At 36.2% G+C, this 16,357-nt stretch carries 14 protein-coding genes; 3 read left to right on the top strand and 11 right to left on the bottom strand.

What is annotated here, in order from left to right:
* Positions 1-141: 141 nt before the first annotated feature.
* The gene (locus HZI73_RS22155) at positions 142-1,290 is read right to left on the bottom strand and encodes a DUF3798 domain-containing protein (protein WP_246552249.1); all 1,149 of its coding nucleotides are present in this window, start codon (positions 1,288-1,290) and stop codon (positions 142-144) included.
* Between the two features lie 568 nt (positions 1,291-1,858).
* Here HZI73_RS22155 and HZI73_RS22160 point away from each other — a divergent pair.
* A complete protein-coding gene (locus HZI73_RS22160) occupies positions 1,859-2,971 on the top strand; it encodes a hypothetical protein (RefSeq protein ID WP_212695530.1) in 1,113 nt (370 codons plus the stop codon).
* 190 nt (positions 2,972-3,161) lie between these two features.
* On the opposite strand, the gene HZI73_RS22165 is transcribed toward HZI73_RS22160, so the two are convergent.
* The 10 genes from HZI73_RS22165 to HZI73_RS22210 form a co-directional block, all read right to left on the bottom strand.
* On the bottom strand, positions 3,162-3,734 hold the full coding sequence (locus HZI73_RS22165; protein WP_281418830.1) for a tRNA (mnm(5)s(2)U34)-methyltransferase: 573 nt from the start codon (positions 3,732-3,734) through the stop codon (positions 3,162-3,164).
* A 112-nt stretch (positions 3,735-3,846) separates the two neighbouring features.
* Positions 3,847-4,449 (bottom strand): DUF1349 domain-containing protein, encoded by a 603-nt coding sequence (locus HZI73_RS22170; RefSeq protein WP_212695532.1) that lies wholly within the window; start codon positions 4,447-4,449, stop codon positions 3,847-3,849.
* Positions 4,450-4,503: 54 nt separating this feature from the next.
* Positions 4,504-5,751, bottom strand: a complete 1,248-nt coding sequence (locus HZI73_RS22175) for an MFS transporter (protein WP_212695533.1) — start codon at positions 5,749-5,751, stop codon at positions 4,504-4,506.
* 26 nt (positions 5,752-5,777) lie between these two features.
* Positions 5,778-6,827 (bottom strand): Gfo/Idh/MocA family protein, encoded by a 1,050-nt coding sequence (locus tag HZI73_RS22180; RefSeq protein ID WP_212695534.1) that lies wholly within the window; start codon positions 6,825-6,827, stop codon positions 5,778-5,780.
* Between the two features lie 114 nt (positions 6,828-6,941).
* Positions 6,942-7,403, bottom strand: coding sequence for a VOC family protein (locus tag HZI73_RS22185; RefSeq protein WP_212695535.1), 462 nt, complete (start codon positions 7,401-7,403; stop codon positions 6,942-6,944).
* A 14-nt stretch (positions 7,404-7,417) separates the two neighbouring features.
* Positions 7,418-8,740, bottom strand: a complete 1,323-nt coding sequence (locus HZI73_RS22190) for a class-III pyridoxal-phosphate-dependent aminotransferase (RefSeq protein WP_246552251.1) — start codon at positions 8,738-8,740, stop codon at positions 7,418-7,420.
* A 127-nt stretch (positions 8,741-8,867) separates the two neighbouring features.
* Positions 8,868-9,890, bottom strand: coding sequence for a zinc-dependent alcohol dehydrogenase (locus tag HZI73_RS22195; protein WP_212695537.1), 1,023 nt, complete (start codon positions 9,888-9,890; stop codon positions 8,868-8,870).
* A gap of 101 nt (positions 9,891-9,991) precedes the next feature.
* A complete protein-coding gene (locus HZI73_RS22200; protein ID WP_212695538.1) occupies positions 9,992-10,900 on the bottom strand; it encodes an inositol monophosphatase family protein in 909 nt (302 codons plus the stop codon).
* A 102-nt stretch (positions 10,901-11,002) separates the two neighbouring features.
* Positions 11,003-12,301: an aspartate aminotransferase family protein gene (locus HZI73_RS22205; protein ID WP_212695539.1), complete on the bottom strand. Its 1,299-nt coding sequence runs from the start codon at positions 12,299-12,301 to the stop codon at positions 11,003-11,005.
* Positions 12,302-12,584: 283 nt separating this feature from the next.
* A complete protein-coding gene (locus HZI73_RS22210) occupies positions 12,585-12,908 on the bottom strand; it encodes a helix-turn-helix domain-containing protein (protein ID WP_212695540.1) in 324 nt (107 codons plus the stop codon).
* A 698-nt stretch (positions 12,909-13,606) separates the two neighbouring features.
* On the opposite strand from HZI73_RS22210, the gene HZI73_RS22215 reads away from it, so the two are divergent.
* Both HZI73_RS22215 and HZI73_RS22220 read left to right on the top strand, forming a co-directional pair.
* A complete protein-coding gene (locus HZI73_RS22215; RefSeq protein ID WP_212695541.1) occupies positions 13,607-14,053 on the top strand; it encodes a hypothetical protein in 447 nt (148 codons plus the stop codon).
* Positions 14,054-14,211: 158 nt separating this feature from the next.
* A complete protein-coding gene (locus tag HZI73_RS22220) occupies positions 14,212-15,954 on the top strand; it encodes a B12-binding domain-containing radical SAM protein (protein ID WP_212695542.1) in 1,743 nt (580 codons plus the stop codon).
* Positions 15,955-16,357 lie beyond the last annotated feature (403 nt).

Here is a 16,357-nt window from a genome sequence, read left to right on the forward strand (position 1 = left end):
ATGACGCTAATACCTTCCGTTCACCTATGCTTTTTAAACAGACAGCCTCAGAAATCTATCTCATGGATGGTTTTTATTGTGACAACACATCCGTTACGACAAAATCATAGTTGACCTTCAGACCTTCAGATAAATCGACTTTTACAAATCAATAAAATCCGATAGGATGAGTAAGTAATTGTCATAAACGGTACCGTCCTCATCGTATTCTGTTATCTTCACATTGAGATCATCAGCAAAACGCTTAGCATAGTCTTCAAAAGACTTTTTCAACGCTTCTGTGTCTAACTTTTCTTTCACATCACCTTCAATCCATTTGACTGCATAATCTGCACCTGCTTCAATAAACATCATGTTAATAGGTACTTTCCAAGTGGACATTCTGCCTGTCATGTCATTTTCTGCAAGAATACGGCGTAACTCTTCAATAAGGTAAAGTGCATCGCCTTTGTTCTCTTCAGGCATATTGACTTCCAATGCAGAAGGGAACCCATGGAATGGTGATGGACAACATGGTTGTGGGTAAATAGCATGTTCATCGTAAACAGATTTAATAAGGGGTGTCTGCATGGCACAGTTTGTGGAGAAAAATGCCGTGTCTTCCCCATATTCCGCTACTTTTTTAGGTACATCTTCTAGAATAAATTGTTGTGAACCAGATATACCTGCATCACCCGTTGGGTCTGGAGCTGTAGCGTCAACAAATGTTAAACCTTGCTTCTCACAATTTTCTCTAAAAAGTTCTCTTCTAGCTGCCAATAAGGCATAAGACATATGACGTGGAAAAGAATAGTGTACGAAAGTCTCAGCACCCATCTTCTTGGCTTGCTCAATAACAGCATAACCCATACCTAAATCATCCGTTTGAAGACAGACGTCAGCCCTTTCAGCTATCATGGCAGGATCTTCGCCAGACGTACCCACAATAATTAACAGATCATCTCTTGTTTCTTTCACTTTATCAATTGCAGCTGATGTACCCGGTACAGCTTGGCAGATAACTAATGCCTTTACTTGAGGGTCAGAAGCCACACCAGCAATATTAGCAATAACGGTTTCCTGCTCATCCATAAATTTTTCTGGATAAGTCTGAAGCACTACCCGGTCATCTCCCAATTTTTTCTTTACATCTTGTGCAGCTCTATATTCTTCCTCATTCTGTGCAACTGTTCCTGTAATAATTCCGATTTTCCAGTCATCGGATTCCTTTTTTCCACAACTTGTCAATAATGGTACACACATGCATACAACAAGTGTGAGTGCAAATATACGCTTTAATATGCGCATCATATAGCCTCCCTTTACTAATTAGATTCTTATTCATTCTATTATGCCATTGTCTTGTCATCGTATGATGATGTCAATAACTTATGCTTCCATATGTCCTTAACTGTTGATTTATGGGTCTTTTTATCTTGTCTCCTGTACCTACATTAATTATATTCACCAGTCATAAAAAAAGACTTAAAAATTAACCTAACTAAAAAAGACCATAAAAAAAAGCCTATTTTAGGCTTTCAGCTATATTTTTTGCAGTCAATAAGGACGATGCTCAATTAGTTATCCACAATGTCTTTAAGAAAATGCTTAACTATTCACAGTATCTGTTCATAACATCTTTTTAATTGCTGTGGGATGTGGATAAAACTTGGTATTATGTTCTAAAAATGCAATGATGATTACCCTGCTACAGAGCTTTTCCATTGTAACAAATATCATGATGATGGTCAATGAGTTTTCATCCTCTATGTCGTGTGTAATCCTTCATTGCTTAATCATAAATCATCTGATATGATTATATGGAGATAAACAATTGGTTGGAATACCTAAGCATAAATCATTGAAGTGAGGTATAAACATGAAAAAAAGTGATATTGATCTGAAATCCATTCTCACAGAGGGGCATGTTGTTAAAGAGATAAAAGAAGATATGCTGCATATGGCAACAACCCAAAGATTATCCACAAATTTTAAAAAAGAAAATATGACTGTTAAATCTTACGCGTATCTTCCTGATACCTATTCATTACCTTTACGTATTGATTTTACAATTAAAATTGATTCTCCTGGCTTTTATTTGTTTTTAGGTAATGGCCATTTAAATTTTGGAACACCTTGGTCCGATAATCGGCGCATTGATGATATTGTTCACCCCACTTATAAACCTCGATTCTTCCATAACCATATCCCAATGAATAAATTTGTTCATATATCCGTCATCTATGATTTGAAAGCCATGGAGATCCGCATAAATGGACAAGAACGCTTTTACTCAGAAAAAGAAAAATACATGAAGTCTGCATTATTCAAGGAGCAAAATGAGCAAGGTTTTAGGATAAAAATAGCTAGTGCTAAACTAACAAACCTTGTTATCAAGTCCATACAGATAACGGAATCTGACCATCTAACCGACATGGTGCAAGGGGCTACAGACTTACCAAAAGCAATTATAAGAAATGAAGCTGTAAAAGAGGGACAAAAGCCTACATTTGAAACATGCATAGCACGTCTGCCAAAACCAATACAAAATGAAATCATAAAGACGGATCATTTTTTACGCTCTTTAAAACCAATGACATTCAAAAGAGTCATCGAAAAGCATGGTCATAAAATAACGTATATCGCTTCTGACCATGGCTTTTCATATGCCATATACCCAAGTAATGACATCATGTATCATTCTCTAAATTGGTATATCCTGACCAATAAAAAACCTGAATTATGGGGTAGAAAAGATGATAAGATGATGGCTACTTTAAACAAACTTCGAGAAACGTCACCTGAGTTTGCTGATAGGATGTTCATTAATCTAAAAGAGTGTATTGCATGCCATCCTTCATGTTCTGTTAAAACAGTGTATACCTATAACGAAACTAGTAAGTGTACTTGCCATGGTTCAATGCTATTCAAGATGAGCATCGCTGACTTTGAAGATGTAAGACATTTTATTCATACAGCTAATGGCTTATAAAATCCATTGGAAATAACGGTCTTAATCCAATAAAGAGTCTATCAAAAAATGACAGACTCTTTATTCTGCTTCATTCAAGACACTTAATTCTTACTGACCAACTTTTATGTTGATAACTGCTCTTAATAGGATACTCCTTTTTATCAAATGCAGAGGTTGCGTGTATATCCATCTTACCTAATAGGGTATATCACACTCTTTTCCTCACGAAATAAATAATAGGAGGGTTCTTCTTTCTGTTTTCATATTGAATGGATAGAACCTCGTATTCTGACTGTTTTAACATACTTATAAAACCTTGTACGGCTTCTTTCTCTACCATGCCGCCATCATGTCCATAGTAGGTAATAATAGAAAGTATACCATCTTTCTTTAGGATACCCAATATCGCTTCTATGGCTATGAGTGTAGAATAGGGTTTGGTGATGACCTCTTTATTACCTGTTGGCAAATATCCTAGGTTGAACATGGCCATATCGATTGGTTCTTGCACATGACTTCTAACAGCTTCATGAGAAGCCTTTATTAATGTAACCCTGTCAGATAAGTTGCTTTCAACTAACTTTTCTTTTGTTGATAAAAGCGCCTTTTCTTGAATGTCAAAAGCATATACTTTACCACTTACACCAACTTGTTCTGCTAAAAAAACAGTATCATAACCATTTCCCATTGTGGCATCAACAACGACATGACCTTCCTTAATATAATCTTTTAAAATACCATGAACCTTAAGGGTTATATGGGATTCAAACATGATCAGCACCTCTTCTTTATCTGTATTTCTAATTTCTTCCTATCCTATTTCAACTCTAACTATCCCCAAACGACAGTACCACTAAACGATGATACATCAGACCTAAAATTATGGAAGGGCATTATACTGAAATCCGTAAATTATCCACACGTTTTACCTGATAATCAAAATGACGAAATGTTACCGTACATGTGTCTCCTGTAGGGCATTGTGCAACCATGCCTAATTTCATTGTTTTACTTCCTGGTAAGTCAAAGTACCTGACCAGAATCCACTCTATCCCATCCATTGAATAATGAAATGCGTAGCAATCCCCTTTTCTGGTTATGCGCAGATACGTGGTATCTTGGGGGATAGCAGTCGCATTAGAGTCATCTGAAGTGCCTTTGGTTACAACACTTACAATATAGGGTTCTAGACTTACGTATTCAAAACATATTTTAGCCCAATTTTTATCGTCGGACATAACCATTAGACAACCCGAATCAAATTCATGATTCATTGTAAGACCGATGTGTACTGTTGCGACAAAGTCCTCTTCTGTGTCAACATAAAACAAGGGCGCTGTCATAGCAACGTGATACCCTGCTGGGTCTAGAAAGAAATCGACGCCGCTCTCAGCGGTAATTTCAACCATCCCATCTGAAACATGCCATTTTTTAGGCTCATTTATCCATTTAAATTGTTCTGATGACAGTGTCATCTTATTGTTTTTTGTTTTCATAACATGTATACTCTCCTTATTTAGTGATTTGATTACAACACAATCTACGCTTTATTATAAACTATTATTATCCCTTTTCATTTTATACAGCACGTAATGGGTCATCAGAGCCAATAATGGAAAAATGACGGCTAGGAGAATACCAAACCTAATGGCACCCTGCTCTATGGTGACATTTAACATATTGGACAGCTGTAAAACCATTCTGCTGGACATACTGTTATCAATAATCATTCCTGTCATCCAAGGTCCAAAGGCAGCCCCCAAATCCCCTGCTACAGCCAAAATAGCAAACAACCATGCTCCAGACATGGGAAAACGATCTGAAGAAATAACGATTGTACCTGGCCATAGTAGGCTAACAGCAAAACCACATAGGATACAGCCTGCTACGCTGATGGAAATGATGGGCGATAATGCCACCGTTAAGTAACTCATCACGGCCAACAAGGAACCGAAGATTAAAGCTTTATGTATATTGATCTTAGACCCATAAATACCATAAAATACTCTGCCTACCCCTAGCATAATGGCAAAACCACACATACCCATCAGGTCCCCTGTTAGCTTAGGTAGTGCCAAACCCTTCTCCATAAAGGTGGAACTCCATTGGTTCATCACCACCTCTGCTGCTGCCCCGAACATGATAGCAAACAGGGTTAAAATGAAAAACGGGTGCAATAAAATTTCCCTAATACGTTGTCGATGACCCTCTGGAATGATATCTGGAAACTTTGCTCCTAAGAACATAAAAAAGTTAGTTAGAGGGAGAATGGACCAAAATAAAACAATATACTGCCAATTTTCTCCTCCAAAGATAGCGATAAAAAGGGTGGTGATAATAATGGTGATGACCTGCCCCCAAGCATAAAAGGAGTGGAGCAGGCTCATAGCAGGCCCTTTATCGTTCCCTGGTATGGCTGAAATAATAGGGCTTAATAGGATCTCTAGCAAGCCGCTTGAAAAGGCATAAATGACAGTGGCTATAAGAAAACCTGCAAAAACATCATCTTTGAAAATCAGCGGTGAGGCCGCAAAAACGATAAACCCTATAAAGGCCGTCATGGTTGTAGGCAATACCAGCCTTCTATAGCCTACTTTATCAATTACCCCGCTAAAACTGATATCTGCCAAGACTTGGGCAATAAAGTTCACACTAACCAATACCCCTAGCTGACTATAGGTTAGGTCATATATCCCCATTAAAGGGATAAATAAAATGGCTGTTAGGTTCGTAATAATTGCTTGGGTGAATATGCCGACGAAACAGGATATGGTGGTTCTTTTATAACTTATTAACATAGGCTCCTCCAAAAAATACATACTTGTTAACCTCTATTATTGCTCATATTTGAAAAAGTATCAAGACCTTTCACCAATGGATTATACCCATAAGATAATGACGTCCTAATCCCCATTTGCTTTAAAGCTTCATCCGTAACGATGGCATTGCCTATGGAATCGGCGAAAGTCACAAGGGGAACTTCCCCCTCCATGATGCACCTGCCAAATTGCTCCACCTCTAGCTGATAATTATGAGGGCTATTGATTATAATAACCTGTTCCTCTCCATTTTTGAAAAGCTTAATGGGTAACTCACCACTGTCATTGTAATCCACAGGTACCTCTATTCTGCCGGCATCACCTATTACCACGTAACCCCTCCAGTCATAAGTATCAAGGGCACAATATGAGGTTGCCGTAATGCCTTCTTCAAAGGACATGATCATACAACTGCTCTTATCAATGTTCTGTAAATGATTGACGTCCCCAATGGTATAGATGGCTAAGGGCTCTTTTCCCGTAAGATACCGTATGGTGCCTATGGTATAGACCCCTACGTCATAGGTAGCCCCGCCACCCATATTTCCGTCCAACCGTACATTATTAGCGTCTTCTAACAAGTAAGCAAAGTGGGCTTCTAGGTGTTTTAGCTTGCCAATGGCACCATCATCTATGAGGGATTTCACCTTTTTAAGTACTGGGTTATGCCTGGATGCAAAGGCTTCCATGAGCAATACGCCGTTGTCATCACACGCTTTCTGCATTTGCAGGACCTGTTCCTCTGATAGGGCTAAGGGCTTCTCACATAATACATGCTTTTTCTTCTTGGCTGCTTTAATGGTCCACTCACAATGCAAGCCGTTTGGCAAAGGAATATAGACTGCATCCACTTTGGGGTCCTCTAATAATGCCTCATAGCTGTCATATAGCTTCTCTGGGTGAAATGCTTTTGCAAAATGTTTCAACTTACTGGTTCTTCTTCCCGATATGGCATAAAGCTTGGCATTATTGGCTTTTAAAATCCCTGGGATAAGTGCCTTTTCAGCAATGTCAGCACAGCCCATCACACCCCAGTTAACCGTCTCTTTTTTCATTAATATCCTCCTAACTTCCATCTTATTTAAAGGCACTTGCTAATTTCTTACGAATACCCATGCCCATTGTTCCCCATAGGACCAGCTTGATAAGCCTATATTCTGAGTACTTTTTCAATGGTTTTCAAGTAGTTCAACGATGCATTTTAGAGGACCCGATGCATCCAGGTAGGTGTATTCACTGTTACCACCATCGTATTTGCCTCGCTGTAAACACGTCATACCAAAGTCTTCACAGGCAGCTATTTTTTCTTCTGTATTTTTTATCTGAAATGCTATGTGATGGATGCCTTCACCATGCTCATCTAAAAAGTCCTGCCAAGTACTCTTGACACCATTAGGCTGAATAAGTTCAATCTGTAGATGATCTGTCACATCAAAAAATACCAATTTACAAGCTGCACCTGGAGCAGGCTTTCCTTCCACTGTGGTCTGGGTCACTGAATAATCCTCTGTATCCATGGTGTCTGGCGGCTCCATACCTAAAAATGTGCCAAACGTTTTTTTAGACGCTTCAATGTCCTTTACGATAAACCCGATTTGGGTCACTGATTTCGTTCCTAATAATCCTGCCATACTTTAACCCTCTTTCATTTATAATGGATGTTTGTTGAACATGCTTCTATGGATGCGTCGATGATTTGTATACATCTATCCACATCTTTTTTGGAGGTAATCAAAGGTGGATGCAATACGATGACCACGTTGTTAAGATTTTTTCTACTTTCTAACTCCGTTACCAGGCCTTTTTTTAGCATCTCTTTAAACAACATGTCACCTAATTCGAAGTTTGCTTGTTTTGTCTTTTTATTCTTAACCAGCTCAAACCCTTGAAGCAATCCCATGCCTCTGACATCACCAATTACATCATATTTTGTTTGTAGCTCCTTTAGTCTTTTATTGAGATAGGCACCAACAATTCGAGAATTCTCAACTAGCCCATCTCGTTGAATGATTTCTAGGTTTTTACTTGCAGCTGTACACATCAGGGGATAGAAAGAGTGGGTGTGCCCATGAAGCGTCAGCTTATCCATGACGTCGCCAATTTCCTTAGTGGTTATCACAGCAGAACCGGGCACATAGCCTCCTGTAAGCGCTTTTCCTGTTACTAATATGTCTGGTATGACTTCCCAATGTTCACAGGCAAACATAGCCCCCGTTCTACCAATACCTGTTACCACTTCGTCAAAAATTAAAAGGGCATTGAACCTGTCGCAGATTCTTCTTAATTCTTTTAAATACCCATTAGGTGGTACGATAACCCCACCGGCTGCAAATACTGGCTCTGTTATAATAGCCGCCACATTGTTACTGCTGTCATTAAGGATCTGCTGCTCTAGGTATTTGAGGCATTGCAACTCACAATGATGAGGATTTTTTCCAAAGTCACATCGATAACAATAGGGTGGGGATGTGTGAAGGAAACCTCTGGGTAACAGCTCCGCGATATGGGGATTTTCTTGTATGGTTTCTGACTTACCCGTTGCAGCAGCAGATCCAGCTGTGGAGCCGTGAAACCCTCTCCAAAAGGATATAATCTTACCTCCGCCTTTATAATATTTGGCGGTTTTTAAAGCAAATTCATTGGCGTCTGAGCCGGTACAACCCATTAAGACTTTCGTCAGCCCATAAGGCGCCAAATCTGTCAATGTTTTAGCCAGCTGGACACGCTCTTGTGTCACAAACATGGATGTTACTGAGACTATTTTCTTCATCTGAGATGAAATAGCGTCTATCAGTTCTTTGTTATTGTGCCCCAAGCTGCAAGCTGAAAACTGTGCAGAAAAGTCCAGATATTTCTTACCTTGATCATCGATCAAATACATACCATCTGCCTGTTTAAAAATAATCTCTTCAGGGCTGTATACCTGCATATTATAAGCCTTATCTTCAGCAATGACTGTATTATTCAACGTTATCATTCATTCCTTTCCCTACGCTCAAACTTAAACCCAGTGAAAATAGCCTCTTGAGCATTTATTTTATTGTGTATGACAAGCTTGTTAATGGATTACATAATCGTTGTTATATAGCCCTCAATTACATACCTGGTGATGTCAAGATAATTTTCATGTCTTGTGAATCTCCTTTTTTATTTAAAAGTTCATCAAAAGCTTCTTTATATTGTTCCATGGGTACTTTTTTAGTCACTAATTCCCCTAATTCACTTAGATTAAGAGCGATATCGATTGCTTTCTCCATTAATTGATGTACTTCACCAGTACCAATGATGCTTGTTCCATTTGTTAGTAAATCAATAGTTTTTAATGTTATCTCATAGGTATTGTTAAAACCCATTGGAACCATTTTCGTATTTTTTCCTACATAGTCCATGGCCGTATGTAATTTATCACCTACTGCATCAATAATGACATCAAAACCACGACCTCTGTTAATGCGATGGACTTCTTCCACTGTTAATTCCTGAGGGTCATAGCAGTAATCCACATACTTCTCTGACATTTTTTTACGATATGCATTTACTTCTGTAGAAACTGTTAAGCGTGCTACTTTGCTGCTCATTAATTGACATATAAGGCCTATAGGTCCACTACCTAAAACTAAGACGGATTGGTCCGGTCTCACATTTAATTTTTCAAATACATTTAACACACAGCATAAAGGCTCTACCATCCAAGCCGTCTCCCTACTCATGTTTTCAGGGATTTTGTAGATATAACTCTCTTGCCCAACATAATACTCAGCAAATGTACCATGTGTACCTATGCCTACTTGATAGGAACTAAAATCTGTACAATAACATGTTAAGCCTATATTACAGTAATAACAGTTTCCACAATATTGAGTTGGATCAATAATGACTTCATCACCAACCTTAATATGTTTTACCTCATCACCTACCTCTACTACTTTACCAATGGCTTCATGACCAATAATCATGTTGGTTGGACCTTCCATTTTACCTCCAATAATGTGTAAATCTGTTCCACATATACCGGTCCCATATATTTTGACCTTCACATCATCAGGTCGCTTAAGGTTTGGTTCTTCTACCTCTCTTAATTCTAACTTTTTATTGTCAGTCCAAATTAATGCTTTCATCAAATACCTCCGTTAATATTCTATTGTGAGTAACCTTAGAAACACTTGTCTCTAAATACTCCTTATTTTATGCAACCTATTTATAAGTTTTAAATGGATTTTTACCATTTTATTTGATCCAGTATTTTTTTATGTAATTCATGGGTAGAGGCAGCTATACACGATTGTTGGTTATGATAGCCTAATTCCGTTAGCAATGTTTCATCCAATGATTCACCATATGCATCCGTTATGATGACACCTGCTTTTTGTGCTAAATAGACGCTGGCTGCAATATCATAAGGAAACAAATGAAGAACTTTACCATTCCCAACCTCTCTAAATCTATTGATTAAGCTGGGATTATCTTTCAATATCCGATTTCCAATATCCACATATGCATCCAATTGTCCTGTAATTATTCTAGAAATAGCATAGGATGCACTGTTAAATAGGAAAACGCCTCCTGTATTTGCTGACTGATTGATTAAGTCACCATATGCTTTAACCATTAATTCTGCTGGATGCCCGTTAAACTCAATTGTCCAAAACATATTTTCTAGTTTGGTCTGATGATTTAGGTTGGGCAGGGTATCTTTATACCCAGAGCAAGCAATACCTTCCATGTTTTTATCACTGTATATGGTAGCACCGGATTTTAACTCTTTGAGTAATGCATAGTCAATATCTTTTATTTTTGCATCCTCGTAGAACCTTGCCACAGCTATTGAAATACATGACATGCCCATTTCAGCAGCCATTGGCCTTGTCCCATCTATAGGGTCTACAATCAATAGAAATTCAGGATTCCCACCTAAAATACTTAACCCATAATCTTCAGAATATATGGCTATGGATAGATTGGACTTGGTCACATATTCCATCACAGCATCTTCTGCTATTTGGTCGATATTAAACTGAGCATCGCCACCAGGAGAAACCCCATTCACCACTCGATTTTTTAGTACGCCACTTGATTCATTTACCCGATCGTAAACATAATCTGCTAGGCCATATATAAATTCTTTCACAAGTTTACCTCCTTGGTATCCTATCTGTAATATAATTGAATATTCTGATATTATTTTGTGGATTTATTCACCCATCCATATGTAAAAGTACCTATGGCTTATTTAAGCATGTGATACTTGTATTTGGTCTAAAACATATTCTAGAATATCACATAGTTTTTTAGCTTCCTTCGTTGTCATAATTAAGGCGGGTCTTATTTTTAAGGTATTACCAAATCCATACCTAGAGGTACGCATGATTAATCCATTTTCAAATGCTGTCTTTTGTATTTCTTTTGTCAATGCTAAACTTGGTTCGCCTTTTTCGTTATTCACTTCAAATCCAATCATCAGCCCAACGCCTCTTACATCTCCTATAAAGGAATACTTTAATTTGAATGCTTTAAGTCTGGTCATGATATAGTCTCCTACATTCTTAACATTTGATAAGAAAGCAGGTTCACTGACAATTTCTAATGTTTTTAACCCAGCAGCTGCTGCTAACGAGTTAGAACCATATGTGAATGAATGGTGATGTCCATCCATCTCAGAGTACTCTTCTCTTGAAGCAATTGCAGCTATTTGGAATCCTGTACCACCTAATCCTTTGGCTATGGTCAGTACATCTGGTTCAACACCGAAGTGTTGTGACGCAAACATATGTCCCGTTCTGCCTATACCTGTTTGTATTTCATCAAAAATCAGTGCAAAACCATACTTATCTGCTAATGCCCTTAATTTAACGAAATACTCTTTTGGTGGCACAATGTTATCGCCATTGCCTAATATAGGTTCTAGAATCATAGCGGATATATTGCCGTTGCTGGCATATTCAATGAAATCCTTAATTCTCTCCACACAAAGCATATTACAGTTGCTTTTGTCTTGATTATAAAAACATCGATAGCAATAAGCAGGAGGAACATGGGTGATACCACTATTAGAAAGCCCATTAAAGTGTTGTCTCCTAAATGCCAATCCAGACGCATTCATTGTATAGATTGTCTGACCAACATGGGATCTAAATAATGATATAAGGCCCGTTTTCTTATTATAATGCTGCACCATTTTTATGGCACCTTCGTTTGCTGTTGATCCACCTGACACTTTTAAGTGTATCTTAGTTAAAGATTTTGGTGTTACTTCAATTAACTTTTCTACCAGTCTACCTACAGACTCTGACATATAACTGGATGTAATATGTATTAAATTTTGTGCCTGTTGTGTAACCGCTTCAATGACTTCCTGATGGCTGTAGCCTAGACTGAGATTGAAGGTAGCAGCAGCACAATCAATATACTCTTTACCTTTGTCATCGTATAGATAGATGCCTTTACCATACTCCATTACCACATCTTGCGTTGGTGTAAAAAAATATTTATTGAGTTGTAACAACTCATTTTTTTCCATAGCTTCAATCATAATTTTCTCCTCTCTGTTATAATGCCTTGATTATCTTCTAACCTATTTTATTTCATACTTTTATGTCTAGTCATTTTAGTTTAACTCTTGTTTTTCATCCAGTCGATTTTACTGTTTTATGCCTCCTTTCACACTTTTATGTATTAGATTACTAAACCATTTGAGCATGGTTAGCATGCTTACAATTGGTTTTTAACAGGTTTTTGGTTCTTGCATGTGGATCGTTCTTTAATAATTGCTATTCTTACTCTCTTAGATACTAGCCAAAACATTGCTTACTCCATCACTTACTGTCACTTAGATGGATTAATATTTTACCTACTTCTTTAAGTGTGTCAGCCGAAACGTTATCAACTATTCCTTGTAAACTAAGTTCTCTTTCTAGACTTGTCCTTTCCCCATATAAAACATAATCGCTTGAAATTTCTAATGCTGTGCAAATCCTTTTTAAAACATCTACAGTGAAACCTCTTTCTCCAGTTTCTATATTGTAGATTGTATTCTCACATACACCAGCCTTTTCAGCTAGTTCATTTCTAGATAAGCCTATTTGATCTCTTATATTCCAAATCCTTTCACCGATTTCTCTACTGTCTCCACTTACCATAGCATTTATCTCCTGTCGTTATTATACTATTTTTCAAACAAACCTAAAACCAACATATATGGTGAATTTCCAGTATTAATACCATATTTACACTACATATATGGTGAAATTGTATTTTCATTTTACCAAGTTGCTCAACAAAAGTATAATAATTGCATATAATTAAAAAATATTTAAGGTGATTACGAGAATGCTATTTGGTGATAATTATTTCCATTAACACATCTTATATGATAATCATTCAGAATAGGAGTTTGTTTTTGATTATTAAAAAAGACGAAAGGCGGGTGGTTTTATTTTGAGATAGTTTAGAATTTGCCAACCATCAAGATAATGTTCATATTGAAATTGTATCCTATTATAAAAGCATAACCTTGTATTATAATAAAACTGAATATAACGATAGATTTGGATTACTATCCTTATACACGGGAAACATACCAACGTTAGATATTAAGATACGATTGATAGCATTAACACAAGTAGGTGTTAAGACCACAAATTCACAGCGCCAGACTTAAAAATACCTCCCCTATGCCTTACATCATATTTTAATGATTAAGTTAACAGAAATGATAACTCTTGAATATATTATGATATAGCCTTTTTGAATACAAACAATTTGAGCGTGTACTGAGAGATTCAAGAAATCCTATAGACAGAAATAACATCTTTCTTAAAAAGGAATTGAGATATGCGTGGAAAAATATGGGAAAAAAATAGTATCAGAGAAAATGGTAGATAGAAATTCCCTATGCCATTGTGACAATAAAACTAATGGTTGTATTAATAGTATTCAAAGTAATCCCATCATTAATATTAATATCTATATATCCGATTTGAATACGACATACTTCCATAAAAAAAGGGGTGAAAAATTGGCATATTGCGACGGAAGTGTAAATCATATTATCATCAAACCTAATATTTGTGTTACGAATAGTATTCACGGACTAGAAGTCAATGAGGTCATCATAGAAAATGAAGATGAAATTGCAAATGAAAGTCATGAGAATATTAACACCAATGTTAGTGAATCTGAAGAATGTGATAAAGCTACTGACAGTATAAATTGTATAGTAGTTGAACCAAATATTAAAGTTGATACTGATATTAGTGGATTGACTACTACTATTACCGTCTAGAAAATATATTAGTCTCCAAACTGCTGACATGCTTTGTCAGCAGTTTTTTATATAACTGTTATATTCTTCTTGCATGCATATATTACTACTGGCTATCTGACAATAGATGACTATAAACAGCCTTTAGATAATATCTTAAGTAAAGAAAGGATGATTAAATGGATATCATATTTGTTGATGCATTTCAACAATCAAGTGTAATAAGCTTTCCCATAGGCATTAATTTGTTATCAACCATAGTTAATGCCAATTCAAACTATACTTCACAGGTAATTAGTTTCCCTAATCTACTTGCTGAAAAAAAAGTGCCCGATAATATATTGATCGAAAAAAATTATGAAACCATTACCAAATATATACTGAGTAAAAATCCCAAAATAATATCCTTTTACACCATGGGCTCCTCATTTTTTATATCATTAATTATAGCTAAAAATATAAAAACAATTAATGCTGAGATAAAGATAGTTTTTGCTGGTCCCCACGTTAGCTTATGCGGTCCAAAGACTCTTGAAACCTTTGACTTTATAGATGTGGTCGCTATAGGTGAAGGTGAACAAAATGTAATCAGTATAATTGATTTTTTTAACGGTAAAGAAAAAATCGAAAATGTAAAAGGTATTTGCTATAGAAAATCAAACCAAATAGTTTTTAACGAGCCCACTCCATTACTAGATAATTTGGATGACCTACCAATGCTTAATTTAAAAATGGATAATCTTCCTTCCACAATCCCTATCGAGACTGGCAGAGGGTGTCCCTATAACTGCACCTTTTGCTGTACCAAAACCTTTTGGAAGCGTAAGGTTAGACTCAAAAGCACCGACAGAATAATTAATGAAATAAAACATTATATGAAAAAATACGGTATTAGAAAATTTGATTTCATTCATGACCTATTTACAGCCAATAAAAAAAATATTCTTGAGTTCTGCAGCAAACTGGTAGATCTAGACATGGGTATAAAATGGAATTGCAGTGCAAGGGCTGATACCTTAGATGAAGAAATCATTCGTTTAATGGCAAGATCAGGCTGCAGCAAGATTCTTTTAGGAATTGAAACGGGCTCTCAAAGAATGCAAAGTGTCATTAACAAGTACCTGACTATTTCTGAGGTCAAAAATACCATCCAGCTTCTGGATAAATATGGTATCGACATGCAAGTGAATTTTATTTACGGATTACCTACGGAAAAAGAGGAAGATTTGTTAGAAAGCCTTAAATTAATAAGATTTTGTGTTGAAGAAATGCTGATCCAGGAAACCACCATACACAGATGCATGTGTTTTCCGGGTACGCATATCTATCTCACTGAAAAGGATACCTTGACTTTTAATGAAAAAAATTTTTACCTATTTAAATTTCCTGCAAAAAACCATATTGACTTTATTAAAAGATATCCAGACCTGTTTTCAAACCTGTTTACTCTTGATAGTATATTACTGGACAAATACTTTTATTTAGATATATTTGTTAATTATGTATACAATTACTTTGCCTTTAGGACACCTAAAACCATTAAGGAAATAATAGCATATTATAACAATAGTTTATTGGAATTTTATCTGGATTACGAATCTGAATTAGAAAGAATGGCTGCTTTATTGACCCGAACAGTTTACTATGAAGATAATCTAAGTGATGTCAGAGAAGAAATGTATAGAAGCTTAGTGCTTTTTATCAAAAATAAGATGACGGATGATTTTATTTTGGAGTTATTAAAGTTTGAAGAAGAAATAATGAAGACAGTTTTGGCAGAAAATACTAAAGAGTCCCAAGCCAAAAGTTTTGACTATGATATGCTCCTTTACTATCAAAGCCTAAAAAAGAAAAAGGAAAAGTGTAAATTACTTTTTACAGTTACAAAAAATAAAGAAGTTAAAATATATAGAGATATATAGAAGACATTTTTATCATATTGGATATTATGATAACATGGATGATGCTATACAAGCTAGAGAACAAAAGCAAAATAAAATATTACAGGAATTTGTAAATGCATAGGGATATTATACATGGTCAAAAAGATGCTTAAGACCCAAATTAAACCCGCAAAACAGGTGAAATTTTAATAAAACATAAGTTTATCCACAAGTCGTTATTAAATAATATAATTTATTAACAACTACTACAAGTAGCATGTTAATGGGATTTAGACAAATAAAAACCCCTCTACCCACGTTACCGCAAGTAAAAGGACTTTTGAACGTGCGCAGAAAGATTCGAACTCTCGGCCTTCTGATCCGTAGAAGGTTCGTTTTGAAAAAGCATATATATGATACTCTAGTTCTGATGTGGTACTTT

The organism is Vallitalea pronyensis, from assembly GCF_018141445.1.
Taxonomy (GTDB): domain Bacteria; phylum Bacillota; class Clostridia; order Lachnospirales; family Vallitaleaceae; genus Vallitalea; species Vallitalea pronyensis.

Bases quoted from the DNA above. Each gene is read 5' to 3' on its own strand.
- HZI73_RS22155 (WP_246552249.1), bottom strand. From the start codon at position 1,290: ATGATGCGCATATTAAAGCGTATATTTGCACTCACACTTGTTGTATGC.
- HZI73_RS22160 (WP_212695530.1), top strand. From the start codon at position 1,859: ATGAAAAAAAGTGATATTGATCTGAAATCCATTCTCACAGAGGGGCAT.
- HZI73_RS22170 (WP_212695532.1), bottom strand. From the start codon at position 4,449: ATGAAAACAAAAAACAATAAGATGACACTGTCATCAGAACAATTTAAA.
- HZI73_RS22175 (WP_212695533.1), bottom strand. From the start codon at position 5,751: ATGTTAATAAGTTATAAAAGAACCACCATATCCTGTTTCGTCGGCATA.
- HZI73_RS22180 (WP_212695534.1), bottom strand. From the start codon at position 6,827: ATGAAAAAAGAGACGGTTAACTGGGGTGTGATGGGCTGTGCTGACATT.
- HZI73_RS22185 (WP_212695535.1), bottom strand. From the start codon at position 7,403: ATGGCAGGATTATTAGGAACGAAATCAGTGACCCAAATCGGGTTTATC.
- HZI73_RS22195 (WP_212695537.1), bottom strand. From the start codon at position 9,890: ATGAAAGCATTAATTTGGACTGACAATAAAAAGTTAGAATTAAGAGAG.
- HZI73_RS22205 (WP_212695539.1), bottom strand. From the start codon at position 12,301: ATGATTGAAGCTATGGAAAAAAATGAGTTGTTACAACTCAATAAATAT.
- HZI73_RS22210 (WP_212695540.1), bottom strand. From the start codon at position 12,908: ATGGTAAGTGGAGACAGTAGAGAAATCGGTGAAAGGATTTGGAATATA.
- HZI73_RS22220 (WP_212695542.1), top strand. From the start codon at position 14,212: ATGGATATCATATTTGTTGATGCATTTCAACAATCAAGTGTAATAAGC.